The sequence below is a fragment of the Pyxidicoccus fallax genome (genome assembly GCF_012933655.1).
Classification (GTDB): domain Bacteria; phylum Myxococcota; class Myxococcia; order Myxococcales; family Myxococcaceae; genus Myxococcus; species Myxococcus fallax.
Genome location: NZ_JABBJJ010000293.1, coordinates 1 through 15,750, shown reverse-complemented (window position 1 = coordinate 15,750; position 15,750 = coordinate 1). Strand labels below are relative to the sequence as shown.

Annotated in this window: 12 protein-coding genes and 2 pseudogenes; 5 read left to right on the top strand and 9 right to left on the bottom strand. The window is 71.7% G+C overall.

Going from position 1 to position 15,750, the window contains the following annotated elements:
- The 4 genes and pseudogenes from HG543_RS40475 to HG543_RS57210 form a co-directional block, all read right to left on the bottom strand.
- A partial coding sequence (locus HG543_RS40475; RefSeq protein WP_169350278.1) for a hypothetical protein occupies window positions 1-200 on the bottom strand: 200 nt, incomplete at its 3' end.
- 426 nt (window positions 201-626) lie between these two features.
- Complete coding sequence (locus tag HG543_RS40470; protein WP_169350277.1) at window positions 627-1,577, bottom strand: aldo/keto reductase; 951 nt, start codon at window positions 1,575-1,577, stop codon at window positions 627-629.
- Window positions 1,578-1,845: 268 nt separating this feature from the next.
- Window positions 1,846-1,959, bottom strand: a pseudogene (locus HG543_RS57215) (TetR/AcrR family transcriptional regulator); the annotation flags it as partial.
- A 135-nt stretch (window positions 1,960-2,094) separates the two neighbouring features.
- Window positions 2,095-2,262, bottom strand: a pseudogene (locus HG543_RS57210) (TetR/AcrR family transcriptional regulator); the annotation flags it as partial.
- A 195-nt stretch (window positions 2,263-2,457) separates the two neighbouring features.
- Here HG543_RS57210 and HG543_RS40460 point away from each other — a divergent pair.
- The 3 genes from HG543_RS40460 (at window position 2,458) to HG543_RS40450 (ending at window position 4,739) form a co-directional block, all read left to right on the top strand.
- Entirely contained in the window at window positions 2,458-3,690 is a 1,233-nt protein-coding gene (locus HG543_RS40460) for an acetyl-CoA C-acyltransferase (RefSeq protein ID WP_169350275.1), read from the top strand.
- A 35-nt stretch (window positions 3,691-3,725) separates the two neighbouring features.
- Window positions 3,726-4,058: a hypothetical protein gene (locus HG543_RS40455; protein WP_169350274.1), complete on the top strand. Its 333-nt coding sequence runs from the start codon at window positions 3,726-3,728 to the stop codon at window positions 4,056-4,058.
- 72 nt (window positions 4,059-4,130) lie between these two features.
- A complete protein-coding gene (locus tag HG543_RS40450) occupies window positions 4,131-4,739 on the top strand; it encodes a 2-hydroxychromene-2-carboxylate isomerase (protein ID WP_169350273.1) in 609 nt (202 codons plus the stop codon).
- Between the two features lie 4 nt (window positions 4,740-4,743).
- Here HG543_RS40450 and HG543_RS40445 read toward each other — a convergent pair whose 3' ends face one another.
- Entirely contained in the window at window positions 4,744-5,661 is a 918-nt protein-coding gene (locus HG543_RS40445; RefSeq protein ID WP_246357642.1) for an alpha/beta hydrolase family protein, read from the bottom strand.
- On the bottom strand, window positions 5,658-6,266 hold the full coding sequence (locus HG543_RS40440; protein ID WP_169350272.1) for a TetR/AcrR family transcriptional regulator: 609 nt from the start codon (window positions 6,264-6,266) through the stop codon (window positions 5,658-5,660). The genes HG543_RS40445 and HG543_RS40440 overlap by 4 nt, the downstream gene beginning before the upstream one ends.
- A 92-nt stretch (window positions 6,267-6,358) precedes the next feature.
- Between HG543_RS40440 and HG543_RS40435 the strand changes: the two genes are divergently transcribed.
- A complete protein-coding gene (locus HG543_RS40435; protein ID WP_169350271.1) occupies window positions 6,359-9,871 on the top strand; it encodes a serine/threonine-protein kinase in 3,513 nt (1,170 codons plus the stop codon).
- Here the strand turns inward: HG543_RS40435 and HG543_RS40430 are convergent.
- From HG543_RS40430 to HG543_RS40420, 3 genes are all read right to left on the bottom strand, one after another.
- The gene (locus HG543_RS40430) at window positions 9,868-10,500 is read right to left on the bottom strand and encodes a hypothetical protein (protein WP_169350270.1); all 633 of its coding nucleotides are present in this window, start codon (window positions 10,498-10,500) and stop codon (window positions 9,868-9,870) included. The genes HG543_RS40435 and HG543_RS40430 overlap by 4 nt on opposite strands.
- Window positions 10,501-10,509: 9 nt before the next feature.
- Window positions 10,510-12,318, bottom strand: coding sequence for a DUF885 domain-containing protein (locus HG543_RS40425; protein WP_169350269.1), 1,809 nt, complete (start codon window positions 12,316-12,318; stop codon window positions 10,510-10,512).
- Between the two features lie 93 nt (window positions 12,319-12,411).
- Complete coding sequence (locus tag HG543_RS40420; RefSeq protein WP_169350268.1) at window positions 12,412-13,131, bottom strand: sulfite exporter TauE/SafE family protein; 720 nt, start codon at window positions 13,129-13,131, stop codon at window positions 12,412-12,414.
- Window positions 13,132-13,179: 48 nt separating this feature from the next.
- Here HG543_RS40420 and HG543_RS40415 point away from each other — a divergent pair, with 48 nt between their 5' ends.
- The gene (locus tag HG543_RS40415) at window positions 13,180-15,603 is read left to right on the top strand and encodes a heavy metal translocating P-type ATPase (protein ID WP_169350267.1); all 2,424 of its coding nucleotides are present in this window, start codon (window positions 13,180-13,182) and stop codon (window positions 15,601-15,603) included.
- Window positions 15,604-15,750 lie beyond the last annotated feature (147 nt).

Here is a 15,750-nt window from a genome sequence, read left to right as displayed (position 1 = left end):
GAGGGGATGGGGTCCTCGAAGGACCTGTCCGAGATGACGCTGCGCGAGTCGGCGGCGAAGCGGTCCGTGCGCGGCGATGGGCATGTGCGCGCCGAGGCACAGGCGAGGGCGGGGAGGATTTCGGTGGGCAGCTGCTTCCGGCGCCATACCAGCAAGGCGGGCTGCGCCCAGCAGGTGCGCCAGGAGGCCGAGGGCGACATCCGCCGAATCGCCTGGGGGACTTCGAGAGGGAGCTGGCGCGTCCGGAGAAGCACCTGGCGTGGTGCGCGACGCGGAAGCGCTTCCACTTCACCTTCGTGCACGGGCATCCGGACTGGCCCCGGCCGGAGGCGTTGGGCAGTTGGACACGTCCGTCGCCGCGGGAGGTGCTGGCGCACGGAGAGCGCGTGGGGAGCGCTGGCACCGGGAAGCGTGACGGACATACGCCGCGGGGCGTCTTCCCCCGGCTCGACTCGACGAGGCAGGGCGAGCGCTTCGCCGCTGCGAACTCGCTCGACCAGACGGCCAATTTCCCACCCTTCGAGGGTCATCATCTCGGCGAGCCAATGGTCTCCCTCGTTTCGCACCACTTCGAGCATGACGTCCTCTTCTCCCACACGTCGCTCCTCGCGGGTGCCCCCACACGGCTACGGCCGATGGTCCTCGGTGGGACCGAAGTACGCGCGGCAGATCTCTTCCACCTTGGCGTAGGCATCGTCGTGGAGCGGGCGGAAGCAGACGGTGGCGGCGGAGGCCAGCTGCTCCAGGGTGGACGGGCTCAGCACGATGGAGTCCACGTCGGGCGTGTTCGCGACCCACACCAGGGCGAACTCGGCCAGCGTCAGGCCCTCCTCGCGCGCGACACGCGCGAAGGCCTCGAGGAGGACGCGCCGGCACCGCAGGAGTTCCGGATAGGCATGGGACCCATGCCCGCCCCAGGAGCTGATGAGTGCGTCCATGTTCCGGCCACCGAGCAGCCCACCTTCGAGGACATGGCACACCGCGGAGTGAAGCCGCCGGGCCAGTGGCGGGAAGTGAAGCCCATAGGCGGCGCGCTGGATGAGCATGCTGAAGTGGCGCTGCTCGGCGATGGGCGGCGGCACCTCCGTTCCGGCTCGCTCCTTCTCCAATTGCAGGAGGTCCCAGCCCACCGCCCGCGAGACACCCCAGTGGCGCACCTTGCCTTCGCGTATCAGGCGCCCGATGCCGTGGAGGACCTCCAGCGGATGGGAGTTCGGCGCTTCGAGGTACAGCAGGTCGAGGGTATCCGCGCCGAGCTGGGAGAGGGCGCTCTCCACCCTGTGCGTCAGGCCGAGTCCCCCGGTGGTATGCGCCGAGCGCACGTGGACGGCGACGGCCGCCTCGTGCCACCGGTTCCGTAGGGCCCGCCCGAGCTCATGGATGGCCACGCCATCGCCGTAGTACGGCGCGGTCTCGAACGAGCGGATGCCGCGGTCGAGCGCCGCCGCGACCAGGCGGTGGGCCTCGTCCGCCGTGACACGCGTGCCGAAGCCTCCCGTTCCCAGCGTCAGGGCCGGGAGCTCCTCGTACGGGTCTCGGTAGCCGAGCCAGGGGATGCGGGGGAAGTCGGGCGTCATGCCCGGGAATCTGCCCCGCTCCGACGGACGGTCGCCAGCGCCGCGCCGTCCATCGTCCTTCCCGAGACGTCCCCCGCCGGGGCGTCCGTCAGGTGCGAGGCTCGGAGGTCTCCGCCAGCAGCACCGAGCAACGCCGCGCCGCCATGAGCAGCTCGTCCGAGAGGGGCGTGCCTTGCGAGGCCTTCGACAGGGTCAGCGTGCCGATGCACAGCGCGTACGCGGCCAGCGCGCGCTCCCGGGCGCTCGCCCTGGCGTCTCCGGAGAGGTTCGCCGCGATGGCGTCCACCATCCGGCCCATCTCCTCCGCCAGCGCCTCCTTCACGGGGGGCTCTCCACGCACGACGTCGGAGAGGACCGCGGGCAGCGGGCAGATGGGAATCTCGCCGTCACGGTGGGCCCGGGACAGGTAGCGCCGCACGACGTGGCTCAGCCACTCCGTGCCGCGCAGGTCTTCAATCCCCTGGAACCACTCGATGCGCCGCCCGCTCATGATGCGCCGGAGCGACTCGATGAGGAGCGCCTGCTTCGAGCCGAAGTGCGCGTAGAACCCGCCCACCGTCAGCCCCGCGGCGCGCATCACGTTCTCCACGCTCGTCCCCGAGAACCCCTGCCGCCGGAAGAGCGTTCCGGCCGCCTCCAGGATGCGCTCGTGTGTGGCCTGCTTCTGCTCCGGGGGGTGTCCCATCCGACGTCTCCTTACTGCTCCGTATTATACACGTCATCTGGTCCTGCTGTACGGCTTCGCACGTGTCCAACACCCCGGAATGACTGGAGGTACGCGCCGCGAGCGACTCGGGGTTGCGACCGTATTATGAGCATAATATTGATGGGTGGCGATGACGGGGCGAGGCGCCTCGCCGCAGGTGGGAGGGGTTTGTCCATGGATGCCTTCATTCTGGATGCGGTCCGTACTCCGCGTGCCCGGGCGAAGCCGGGGAAGGGCGCTCTCAGCGGGCTGCACCCGCAGGAGCTGCTGGCCCAGACGCTGCGGCAGCTTCCCAAGCGCACAGGAGTCGAGGTCACGGACATCGACGACGTGGTGATTGGCTGCGTGGCGCAGGTGGAGGCGCAGGGCGCGAACATCGCGCGGCAGGCGCTGCTGGCGGCGGGCTGGCCCATCGCGGTGCCGGGGTTCAGCCTCAATCGCTTCTGTGGCTCGGGGTTGCAGTCGCTGTCGGTGGCCGCGATGGGTGTGGCCTCCGGAGCGCAGCACCTGGTGGTGGCCGGTGGCGTGGAGCAGATGAGCCGGTACGGCCTGGGCGCGGACGGTGGAGGCGTGGACGCGGGCAACACGCACCTGCGCCGCCGCTTCTTGCAGGTGCCCCAGGGCATCTCCGCGGACCTCATCGCCACGCTGGAGGGGTTCACCCGCGAGGAGCTGGACGCGTTCGGCCTCCGCTCGCAGCAGCTCGCCGTCCGGGCGCAGGCGGAGGGCCGGTTCTCACGGAGCCTCTTCGAGGTGAGGAGCCCGGACACCGGCGAGGTGCTGCTCGCGGCGGATGACTCTCCGCGCGGGGACACGTCGCGCGAGAAGCTGGCGGCGCTCGCTCCGTCGTTCACGCAGCTCGGCGCGCAGCCCGTGGAGCCCGGAGGGGAGACGCTCGACGAGGTGGCGCTGCGCGCGTATCCGAGGGCCGGCGCGGTGCGCCACCTCCACACGGCGGGGACGTCGAGCGGCATCGTGGACGGAGCGGCGGCGGTGCTGGTGGCGTCGCGGGACTACGTACGGGCGCATGGCTTGAAGCCCCGGGCCCGGGTGCGGGCGGTGTCGGCCGTGGGAAGTGATCCGGTGCTGATGCTGACGGGGCCGGCTCCGGCGGCGGCCAAGGCGCTGAAGGCCGCGGGCCTGACGGCGCGCGACGTGGACCTGTGGGAGATCAACGAGGCCTTCGCGGCGGTCGTCCTTCAGACGGCACGTGCGCTGGAGGTGGACCTGGAGCGCGTCAACGTCAACGGCGGCGCCATCGCGCTGGGGCACCCGCTGGGAGCCACGGGGAGCATGTTGGTGGGCACGGCGCTGGACGAGCTGGAGCGGCGCGGCGGCAGCGTGGCCGTGGTGGCGCTGTGCACGAGCGGCGGTCAGGCGGTGGCGGCCGTGTTGGAGCGCCTGTAGCCACGGTGCCGGAGGCGCGGTAGAGGCCTCGGGGCATGCACTTCAGTCAGGCGAACGGAGTCTACCGGGTCGTGAGGGTGACCGGGCCGAAGCACAACCTGCTCGGTCTGCGCCTCGCGCCACGGGACGAGGGCGGGTCCGTGGAGGTGATCGACCTGGAGACGGGGAGGTCCCCGCCACGGCTCGCCCCCGAGGACGTGAAGACCGCCGTCCTGCGAGGTCTTCAGCGCGCCAACGACTCGTTCGCCACGCACTACCGGCCCCTGCGAATCGAGTTCGTCGGAAGCGACTCGCCTCCGGCGGGCGCGTACGAGGAGCTGGCCTTCGCCCTGGTTGCCCACCTCGCCGGAGGCGGTGACTGGAAGTAGCAGACTCGGCGCGAAGGACGGTGGCCCTCTGGCCAGGAACGCGTATAGACCTCCAGGGCAGGAGGTATCGCCATGGCCACATCGCTGGAGTTCTGGTTCGACTTCGCAAGCACCTACTCGCACGTGGGAGCGTTGCGCATCGAGGAAGAGTGCCGGGCCGCTGGAGTGCTGCTCGTGTGGAAGCCGTTCCTGCTGGGGCCGCTCTTCACGGCGCAGCAGGGCATCAAGGACTCGCCCTTCAACGTGCAGCCCGTGAAGGGCAGGTACATGTGGCGCGACGTCGAGCGGCTGTGCGCGAAGCACGACTTCCCCTGGCGGCGGCCGACGGTGTTCCCCCGCAACAGCATCCTCGCGGCCCGCGTGGCGTGCGCGGGCGAGGGGCAGCCGTGGCTCGGAGACTTCATCCGAGGCGTCTTCCTCGCCAACTTCGCCGAGGACCGTGACATCTCGGACCCGTCCATGCTCTCGAAGCTGCTGAAGGGGCTCGGCGTGGACCCCGAGCCGGTGCTGGAGCGGGCCGTCACGGCGGAGAACAAGGCGAAGCTCCGCGCGAACACGGAGCAAGCCGAGGCGCTGGGCATCTTCGGCGCCCCCAACTGCGTCATCGGGGGAGAGCTGTTCTTCGGTCAGGACCGCATCAGCGACGCCATCGCCTGGGCGCTGGCGGACGCGCGTACGTAGGCGGCTACTCCGCGTCGTCCTGCCCCATCGCCTTTCGCTCCAGCCATTCCGCCGCCTCGTCCCAGGCGGCGCGTGGCATCGAGGCGCGGAACCAGCCGAAGTGTCCGACACGCTCGACACCGAGCCGCGCCGGACTCAGGTGCAGGTGCTCCTTTCGAGCGCAGGGGTAGTAGTCGAGCAGGGCCCGAGCGGCGCGCTCCGGCGCGAGCGCATCGTCCGTGAAGCTGTAGAGCCGCAGCGGCGCGCGGAGCTCCCAGTTGTAGGGCCGCAGCGGACCACCCGCCTCATCGGACACGTAGTGGGGGTTCCGGCACCAGCGGGCCCACTGCCGCGCGATGCCCACGGGCAGGTCGCCCATGCCGACGAGCTTCCCCGGGAAGCGGCCCACCGTCGCCAGCGCCACCGGCGTCAGCACGTACCAGACAAAGGCGAGCTTCAAGGCAGGCACTCCCGACCAGTGCCTCCACCACCCGTGCTGTGAGCCAATCAGCAGCACCGCGCGGAAGCGCGACACGTTGTCCGCCAGCCCCAGCATCTGCCCACCCGCCGAGTGCCCCACCACCGCGAGCCGATGCCCCGGCACGAGCGCCGCCAGCCAGTCCTGCACGCCGGGCGCGTCCAGCTCTCCCCAGTCCTGGAAGCTCGCCACGCGGAGCGCCTCCGGCCCCAGGCGCGACTCCCCGATGCCGCGGTAGTCGTACGTCACCACCGTGAACCCCCGGCCCGCGAGGTACCGCGCGAAGGCGTCGTAGTACCTCCGGGGCACCGCCGTCGCCGGATTCACCTGCACGGCGACCCCGTTGCTCCAGTTCCCCCGGTACAGCGTCGCCGCCAGCCGCAGGCCATCGCGCGCGGGAAGGGTGACGGGCTCCGCCATCACAGGAGCAGGGGAGGGCGTGGCTTCACCTTCACCGAGCATCATGGCGCACCCTCCGGGCGCAGGCTCCGCCACGCGGCGTCCGAGAACACCTTCTCGATGCCGGGCTTGAGTTCGACACGGCCGCTGGCCCAGACGCGGAGCAATTCCTGCGCCGGGCCGAGCAGCAGTGGCAGGTACGCGGACGAGGGCAGCTTGAGGAGCTGGCCCCCCTTCGCGTACGCCTTGAGCCGCTCGTACGCCTCGCGCACGGGGCCGCCGGTGGCCTCCTGGATTTCGGGCTCGGCGGCGGCCACCGACTCGTCGCGGCGCATCTGGATGAGGTAGCGCGCGGCGTCCGGATTCGCGCGCGACCAGGCGATGTGGTGGGTGACCACCTCGCGCACGAAGCCCTCCGCGTCCACCTCCCGCTCCAGCCGGGCCCGCAGCGCCTCCTGATGCTGGCGCAGGCAGTCGATGTACAGCGCGACGGCGATGCCCTCCTTCGCGCCGAAGTGGTGGTACACGCTGCCCACGCTGGCGCCGCTGCCCTTGCGGATGTCCTCGATGGTCGTCGCCGCCCACCCCAGCCGCGAGAAGCACTCCAGCGCCGCGTCCAGGATGGCCCGCCGGCTCCGCTCCCCCACCGAGCTCCGTCGTTCCTTCTCCATGACTAGAATCTGATTCTAGAATCTGATTCTGGTCAAGGCTCGGGCGGGCAGGGGAGGGGTGGCGTGCTAGCGTCCCCGCCCTGGGTGAGGCCATGGACCTGGAAGCCGAGCTCCGCATTGCGTTGGAAGAGGGACTCGTCTCCCGCGACGAGGCGGAGGCGCTGGTCGACGAAGCACGTCGCAGGGGGTGCGGGCTCCTGGAGTTGCTGGCGGGTCGCCGCCGGGGCGCGGAGACGGAGACCTTCGACGGACCGTCCCCCACGCCCACGCGGGAGCGTCCCGGCTCGGTGCCTGGCTTCCCGGTGCCCGGGTGGGAGCGCTACCAGCCCCTGAGGTTCCTGGGCCAGGGTGGCATGGGCCAGGTCTTCCTGGCGTACGACCCGCGCCTGCGCCGCGAGGTGGCCCTGAAGTTCGTCGTCCGCAGCGCGCCCGAGCTGGTTCGCCGCCTGCTCTCCGAGGCCTCCGCCCAGGCCCGCGTCGACCACGAGCGCGTGTGCAAGGTGTACGAGGTGGGCGAGGCCCAGGGCCATCCCTTCATCTCCATGCAGTACGTGAGGGGCGTTCCCCTCCAGGAGCTCGCGTCGGGCCTCACGGTGGAGCAGAAGGCGCTGGTGATGCGCGAGGTCTGCGAGGGCGTCCACGCCGCCCATCGCGCCGGGCTCATCCACCGAGACATCAAGCCCTCCAACATCCTGGTGGAGCGCGCCGAGGATGGTCGCCTCAAGCCCTACGTCATGGACTTCGGGCTGGCGCGCGATTGGAAGGAGGGACTCACCGCCACGGGTTCCGTGCTGGGCACGCCGCACTACATGGCCCCCGAGCAGGCCCGGGGCGAGGTGTCGCGCCTGGACCGGCGCGCGGACGTCTACAGCCTGGGCGCCACGCTGTATCAGCTGCTGACGGGGCAGGCCCCCATCCCGGGTTCCAACGCGCTGGAGGTGCTCGCCAACGTGGGCACCGTGGAGCCGCGTCCCCCTCGCGCGCTGGACAGGGACATCCCCGTGGACCTGGAGGCCATCGTCCTCAAGTGCCTGGAGAAGGAGCGCGGTGCCCGCTACGGCTCCGCGCGCGAGCTGGCCGAGGACCTGGAGCGCTTCCTCTCGGGGGAGCCCGTGCGCGCGCGCCCCTCCAGCCTGGGCTACCGCCTGCGCAAGCGACTGCGCAAGCACCGGGTGCTCGCCAGCGTCGTCGCGGTGGCGCTGGTGCTCACGTGTGCCGCGCTGGGGCAGGCCGTGTATGTGCGCCAGGAGGCCGCTCGACGGGAGCACCTGGCCCGGCGCTTCACCGAGCAGGTCGAGCGCATCGAGGCGCTGGCCCGCTACTCCAGCTTGTCCCGCCTCCATGACATCCGCGAGGACCGCGAGCAGCTGCGCGGCAACCTGGAGGCGCTGGCGGCGGAGGTACGGGAGGCGGGTGCCACGGCGGTGGGGCCGGGGCACTACGCGCTGGGGCGTGGCTACCTGGCCCTGAAGGAAGAGGCCCGCGCCCGTGAGGCCCTGGAGACCGCGTGGCGCGAGGGCTACCGCGAGCCCCGCGTCGCCTGGGCCCTGGCCGTGGTCGTCGGGCACCTGTACCGGGACGCCCTGCTGGAGGTGGAACGCCTCCCGGCGGCCGCCGAGCGGGAGTCGCGGCGCCAGTCCCTGGCGCGGGACTACCGGGAGCCCGCCCTGAGCTGGCTGCGTGCCAGCGAGGGCGCGGAGGTGCCTTCCACGGACTACGTGGCGGCGCTGCTGGCCTTCTACGAGGACCGGCTGGACGAGGCCCTGGTACGGCTGGAGGCCGCGGGGCGGAGGGCGTGGTTCCACGAGGCGTCGCTGCTGCGGGGCGACATCCTCCAGACGCGGGCCGCGCGGCGCTGGAACACGGGGGACCAGGACGGCGCGCGGGCGGACCTGGAGGCCGGGCGCCGGGCCTACGCGGACGCGGCCGCCACCGCGGAGAGCGTGCCCGAGGTCCACTACGCGCTGGCCTCGCTGGAGCTTACGGCGATGGTGATGGAGCTGTATGGCCGGGGAGACGTGCTGCCTCCGTACACGCGCGGCCTGGAGGCACTGGCGCGCGCGCTGGCGGCCGACCCCGGCTTCGCACGGGCGAAGGTGTCCGAGGCCATCTTCCACAACCGGCTGGCGGAGTATCGGATGAACAGGGGGGAGGAGGTGGAATCTCCCCTCGAGAAGGCGATGACGGCCGCGAGGGAGGCCCTTTCCTTCCGCCCCGAGCCCCTCCGCGCCCGGCTGGCGCTGGGGTACGGACTGTGGCTCCGGGCGCGAGCGCTCCAGGCCCGGGGGTTGGACCCGAGCGAGCCGTTGCGCGAGGCGATAGCCGCGCTGGAGGGGGTGCCCGAGAAGGCGCGGGACTATGAGCTGCACGCCACGTTGGGGCTGGTGTTCCGCACCCAGGTCAACCACGCGCAGGCCACGGGAGCAGACCCGCTCCCCGCCTGTACGCGCGCCATCCAGTCCTATCGCGAGTCCATCCGCCTGGATGCGCGGATTCCGGATGCGTGGCTCAACCTGGGGATGACCTGCCTGGACTGCGCCACCGTCCCGGGCGCTCAGGACGCGGCGCGCGACCTGGAGGAAGCCCGCGTCGCGCTGGAGAAGGCGCGGGCGCTCAATCCCGGGAACTTCGTGACGTACTTCCTGGGCGGGCGGCTCCACGAGGAACTGGCCGCGCGCCGCGTGCGCCAGGGCGGAGACGGGCGGCCAGACCTGGAGGCGGCCCTGGACCTGTACCAGCGCGGCATCGCCATCAATGCGAAGGTGCCCCAGCTCCACCATGGGGTGAGCCTGGTGTTGCTGGAACTCGCTCGCGAGGCATGGGACCGTGGCGCGGACCCGTTTCCCATTCTCGACCGGGCGCAGGCCGCGTGTGAGCAGGCCATCGCCGTGGCTCCGAAGCAGGGCTACGGGCAGAACAACCTCGGCGAGGTGCGGACCCTGCGCGCCCTGTACCGGTGGATGCTGGGCCAGGACCCGAAGGCTGATGCGCTCGCGGCCGAGCGGGCCTTGAGCGATGCGCTCGTGCTGCTTCCAGGAATGGCCCTGCCCTGGGCCAATCTGGCCAGGGTTCATCACCTGCGGGCCGTCCTCGCGCTGGAGCAGGGGCAGGACCCGGCGCCGGCGCTGGCGAGGGCCGAAGCGGCCCTGCGCGAGGCCTTCACCCGCAACCCCGAGGAGCTGCAGGCCTGGCTGGCGCAGGGTCGGGTCCTCGAGGTGCGCGCCCGCACGTTCACCTCACGGGGGCGGCGGGAGCTCGCGGGCGCGGCCTTCGAGGAGGCAGCGCGGGCCTTCGAGAAGACGCTCCAGCAGGAGCCCGGGCAACAGGAGGCACAGCTCGCCTTCGGCCAGTTCTGCCGCGAGCGTGCCTTGTGGATGCGGGCTTCCGGGCAGGATCCCCGGCCGTGGCTGGAGCAGGGACTGGAGGTGGCGGACGCGCTGCTTGTCGCCCGCCCGGGATGGGCGGACGCGCTGCTGTTGCGCGCGAGCCTGCTATCCACCGAGACGCGTCCTCCGCTGGAGCAGGCACGGAAGGACCTGGACGCGGCGCTCGCGCGCAATCCTCACCTGAAGCGGGTGGCGACGCGCCTGCTGGGCAGGCCCTAGCGGTGTGCACCTCCATCCGGCGCTTCATCACCGGGCTTCGTCGTCCCCACATCCAGGGTTCCGCGGATGCCTCCTTCACCGTCCTTGAGGCATGGGACGTGGGCGCAGTCGCCTTCCATGCACCACGTCGCCTGGGCTCCTTCGGCGTCAGCGGCGACGCTCAGAGCACAAGCGTCCGGGTGGGCGCGAAGGGTGATGGTGTAGATGCCTCCATCCTGGGTCACGGTAGCGCGGGAGCGGGGCTCGTCCTGGCACTGGGGACTTTCGAAGAAGCCTCCGTCCGTGGTCACGATGAACTTGACCATGCCCTTGCCCTTGGAACAGGTGGATGAGAACACCACCTGGCCTTTGGGGATGGCGCAAGCCCTCTGCACGAGGACTTCGCTGATGCGGTCGGAGTTCAGCGGGTAGGGGTTCAGGGGAGGGCCCACGACTCCCCCATCCCGCGACTCGCACCGATATCTGGCCGCTACTTCGTCGCTGGGCAGGGACTGCTCTTCCGGCTCAGAGGACCGTGAGGTGACGGCCTTCGTGCCACAGGCCACCAGACCCACGCCGAGCAACGTCATCAACCACCGGGTGAATCGCGCTCTAGAACCATCCAGCATCTTCAATCCCTCCCGATTCATGTCCCGACGTCACTCGGTGGCGCGAGTCTCGCCTGCGTCCTCGCCCAGCAGCAGCCGGCGGACGATGGGCACGGGCGGGTAGCCGTAGGAGACCACCGCGTCGTGGAAGCGCTGGAGGCTGAAGTCCTTGCCCCACTTCGCCTTCGCGTCCTCGCGCAGCTCCATCAGCATCTTCTTGCCCAGCGCGTAGACGAGGTACGTCGGGTCCGAGGTGCCACGGCGCGCCTCTCGCTCCGCGTTGACGCGCGTCATGTACGCCTCCTGCTCGAACAGGCGCACGGCCTCCTCGTACGTCATGCCGCGCGTGTGCAGCGACAGGCCGGCCACGTAGCGCGCCAGCCGCTGGAGGTAGAGCGCGAGCTGGTTGAGCCGCAGCTTGTCCGCCTGGAGGCCCGTGCCGCCGTAGCCCTCGTCCAGCATCATCTGCTCGGTGTACAGGCCCCAGCCCTCGGCGAACGAGCCCGAGCCCAGCAGCTTGCGCACCTTGGACTCCACCCGGTTCGTCCACAGGAACTGCACGTAGTGGCCCGGGTACGCCTCGTGGATGGAGACGATGGGCAGCGCGTAGCGGTTGTAGAAGCTCATGTGCTGGAGCGTCTGCTCCGCCGTCCACGCCGGGTCCGGCGGCGTCACGTAGTAGTACGCCTCCGTCGCCTTCGTCTCGAACGGGCCCGGCGTGCTCATGCTCGCGAAGGACAGCGCCCGGCTGAAGGACGGCGTCTCCGCCACCCGCGCGCGGACCTCGCTGGGCACGGTGATGATGCGCCGGTCGATGAGGAACTGGCGGATGTCCTCCAGCGTCGACAGCGTCGTCGGCACCAGTTCCGCCGGTGCCGGGTGCTCCTTGCCCAGCTCGCGGTACACGTCCATGGGCGCCTTGCCCGGGGCGATGCGGCCGGCCACCTCGCGGAATTGCTCCTGCGTGCGCTTCATCTCCGCGCGGCCCCAGGCCAAGAGCGAGTCGATGCTCTCGGTGACGCCCTCCTCGTACTGGAGCTTCTTCCGGTAGGTCTCCTCGCCGATGGCGAACGCCCCGTTCGAGCGCGGCAGCAGGTCCTCCTTGAGGAAGCGGGTGTAGCCATCGATGGCCGCGAGGCACTTCGCCTGCTCCTGCTTGAAGGACTCCTGCAGCGCCGCGTCCTTCACGGGCTCGAAGGCCTTGGGCAGCGTCTGCGCGTACAGCGCCCGGGTGCCCTTCACCTGCTCCAGCGCGATTTCCGTCCACAGCCGGGGCGGGTTCTTCAGCGTGGTCTGGGCCGAGGTGAAGACCTCTGGCACCACCGCCATGCGCTTCACCGCCGAGCGCATCCGCTCCTCCAGCGGCGCGAAGTCGCGGTTGATGAGCTGGAAGACGGAGGACGAGGCGATGCCGAGCGCCGCGTTGGGGTTGCGCTCCCACGCGCGCACCACCTCCAGGTCCAGGATGCGCGCGCGCAGGTGGTTCTCCAGGATGTCGAAGTCCGCCTTGTCCTCGGGCGGCAGCGCGGCCCGGTCCACCGCCTTCGGCAGTGCCTCCAGCCGGCCCTTCAGGAACTCCAGGTGCGAGGCGCGCTCCTCCGGCCGGAAGCCGCGCAGCTCGCCGTCATAGGTGTGGAGGCCGGCGTTGGTGGCCGCCATGGGCAGGCGCCGGAAGTGCTCCTCGAAGTACGCGTCCACGAAGCCGCGCAGCGCCACCTGCGCCTGGGACAGCGTGGGCGCCGAGGCGGACGCGGGGGACGCGGCCGGGGACTCCGCCTGGGCTGGCGGACGCGAGGTGGTGCAACCAGGGGACAGCAGCAGCAACGCGGCGAGGACGCTCGTGGGGCGCAGCGCGGTCATCGGTGGGAACCTCGGGAGAAGGACGGCATGGAGGGAGTGAGCAGCCTCGCTGATGCCACCCCCACCGACAAGCAACACCGTCGGCCGGCCCGCTCAGTGACAGCGCGGCTGGCCGCTGGCCGTACCCACCGCGCGGTAGATGAGGAGCGCCGCGGCCACCAGCGGCACCGCCCGTTGGAGCAGGAACGACACGACGCGGGGCCGGTGCTTCCACAGCCCCACCTGGAGCTGCGCACCCAGCAGCGCGGGCAGTCCACCCACCGCGAAGGCTCCGAGCACCAGCGCGCCGCCACCCAAGGAGCCGCTCGCGAGCGCCGCCGCGAAGACGCCGTAGAGCAGGCCGCAGGGCAGCAGCGGCGTCACCGCACCCATTGCGCCCGCGCGGCCGGTCCACGAAAACTTTGCGCCCCAGCGCGCCACGGCGCGCGCCACGTGCGACAGGCCCGGAAGCGGGCGCAGCCGCTTGCCCACCTCCAGCGCCGAGGCCACCAACGCCGCCGCCATCAGCCAGGGCAGATACGGCCGCGTGGACACCGCCAGCGCCTGGGTGACTCCGCCTCCGAGCGCGCCCAGCGCCCCTCCCACGAGGGCGTACGCCGCCACGCGCGCTCCTTGATAGGCGAGCACCGCGCGACGCCGCTCGGGGCCCGGCACGGTGGGCAGGCCCGCGCAGGCGAGCGGCCCGCACATGAGGAGGCAATGCACGCTGCCGGTGAGCCCCACCGTCAGCGCACCGAGTGCACCCGCCGCCACCGCGGGTGAGGGTGGGAACGCGGCCAGCAGCGAGGAAATGGCGGTCGTTTCGAGCGGCATGCCCCCCTGCCTCGCAACAGGCATGCCGTTCGCAAGGCGACACCTCGTATGCCTGCTTCCCCCCAGCCCGAGTCCACCCCGGACGCCTGCCTCCACTGCGGCAGCCCCGTGCCCGCGGGTGCCGCGTCGCGCGGCTTCTGCTGCGCGGGCTGCGAGGCCGTGTATGGCCTGCTGCGGGAACAGGGTCTCACCCGCTACTACGAGCTGACCCAGGGCAAGGCGGCGCCGGCCCCGGAGCCGCGCAAGGACCGCGGCTTCGCGTGGCTGGAGCCGCTGGTGACGCGCGCCGAGGCCATGCCGGGGCCGGTGTGCGCGCTGGAGCTGGACGTTCAGGGCATCCACTGCGCCGCATGTGTCTGGCTGATGAACGAGCTGTTCCGCCGGCAGGAGGGCGGCGCGGGCCTCACGGTGGACCCGGCCCTGGGCAAGGTGCGCATGCAGTGGAGGCGCGGCGCCTTCGACGTGGGCGGCTTCCTGCGCGCGGTGGAGGGCTTCGGCTATCTCTTCGGCCCCAGCCGCAAGCGCCCCGAGGCCGCCAGCTTGGATTTGCCCATCCGCCTGGGCATCTGCGCCGCGCTGACGATGAACGTGATGCTGTTCTCCGTGAGCTTCTACGTGGGGCTCACGCCGGAGGACGGCGACGTATTCAGCCTCTTCACGCGGCTGAGCCTCTGGCTGTCCACGGCGGTGGTGGTGGTGGGCGGCTGGCCCTTCTTCCGCTCGGCGGTGCAGGGGCTGCGGCGCGGCGTGCTGCACCTGGACCTGCCGATTGCCCTGGGCATCCTGCTGGTGTTCGGCACGTCGCTGGTGCAGGCGCGGGGCGGGCGCGGGGACCTGGCGTACTTCGACACGCTCAACACCTTCGTCACGCTGATGCTCGTGGGCCGCTGGCTCCAGCAGCGCGTGCTGGAGCGCAACCGCCGCTTCCTCCTGGAGGATGACGGAGCGGAAGGGCTGTTCGTCCGGAAGCAGGAGGGCGAGCGGCTTCGCACCGTGCGCGCGGCCGAGGTGGGCGAGGGCGACGTGCTGGTGATTGCCTCGGGCGACCTCGTGCCCGTGGACGCGGTGCTGCTGGACGCGGACGCGCGCGTGTCCACCGACTGGATTACAGGGGAACCCGGCGAGCGAGTGGTGGTGAAGGGGGAGCCGCTGCCCGCCGGGGCCTTCAACGCGGGCCGCGAGGCGGTGCGCGTGAAGGCGACGCAGGCCTTCACGGACTCTTCGCTGGTGGCCCTGCTGCGCCGTGCTCCCGCGGGGACGGGTGGGGCGGCGGTGCACACGCGCTTCTGGGACCGGGTGTCGCGCCGCTGGGTGGCCACGGTGCTCGCGGTGTCCGCGCTGGGGCTGGCGCTGTGGTGGCCGGCCGGGCCGGACAAGGCGCTGGAGGTCGCGGTGGCGCTGCTGGTGGTGACGTGTCCGTGCGCCATCGGCATCGCCACGCCACTGGCGTACGAGCTGGTGCAGGCGCGGCTGCGGCGCGGTGGCTTCTTCGTGCGCAGCACGGACCTGCTGGACCGGCTACCCCGCGTGCGGCAGGTGCTGTTCGACAAGACGGGGACGCTGACGCTCGGCCGGTTGGAGCTGGTGGACCGCGCGTCGGTGGAGGAGCTGGCTCCGGAGGCGCGCGACGTGGCGTTCGACCTCGCCTCGCGCAGCAACCACCCGGCGAGCCGGTGCCTCACCGCCGCGCTGACCCGCGTGGGCGCGCGGTTCTCCCCGGAGGCCCGCGTGACGGAGCACCCGGGGCAGGGCCTGGAGCTCACCCGGGACGGCGTGTGCTGGCGCCTGGGCCTCACGGACTGGGCACTGTCCCCGGAGTACAGTGTGCCGCGCGCCGCCGGTCCGGTGCTCTCGCGCGACAGCAGGCTGGTGGCGGCCTTCCCGCTGCGCGAGTCGGTCCGCTCGGACGCGCGCCGCGAGGTGCAGGCGCTCCAGTCGGAAGGCCGCGCGGTGTGGCTCATCTCCGGTGACGCCCCGGCGCGGGTGCGCGAGATGGCCGAGTCGCTCGGCATCCCCACCGCGCACGCGCTCGGCGGCCAGCGTCCCGAGGACAAGGCCGCCGCGGTGACGTCGCTGGACGCGGCGGACACGCTGTACCTGGGCGACGGCGTCAACGACAGCCTCGCCTTCGAGCGGGCCCTGTGCGCGGGCACGCCGGCCATCGACCGGCCGGTGATGCCGGGCAAGAGTGACTTCTTCCTCCTGGGCGAGGGCCTCGCCTCCATCCGCGAGGCGCTGCGCCTGTCGCTGCATCTGCGCGCGGTGGTGCGCCGGCTGCTGGGGCTGGCCATCGCCTACAACGTGGTGGCCGTCACCGTGTGCCTCGCCGGGTGGATGACGCCCTTGCGCGCCGCGGTGGCCATGCCCGCCACCAGCCTCGCCACCGTCCTCTTCACCGTGTGGAGCCTGTCCGCCGCGCGCGAGCGCCCGGCCTCCACACCCTCACCCCTGCCGCGGGAGGTACCGGCATGAACGTCCTCACCCTTCAGGTCTTCGTGAGCCTGATGCTCGTCGCCAGCTCGGTGCTGCTGTTCGCCTACAGCGTGCGCCACCGCGACCACGAGCACGCCGACCGGCTCTCCCTCTTCCCGCTCGAGGACGACAGCGCCCGCCCCGCGC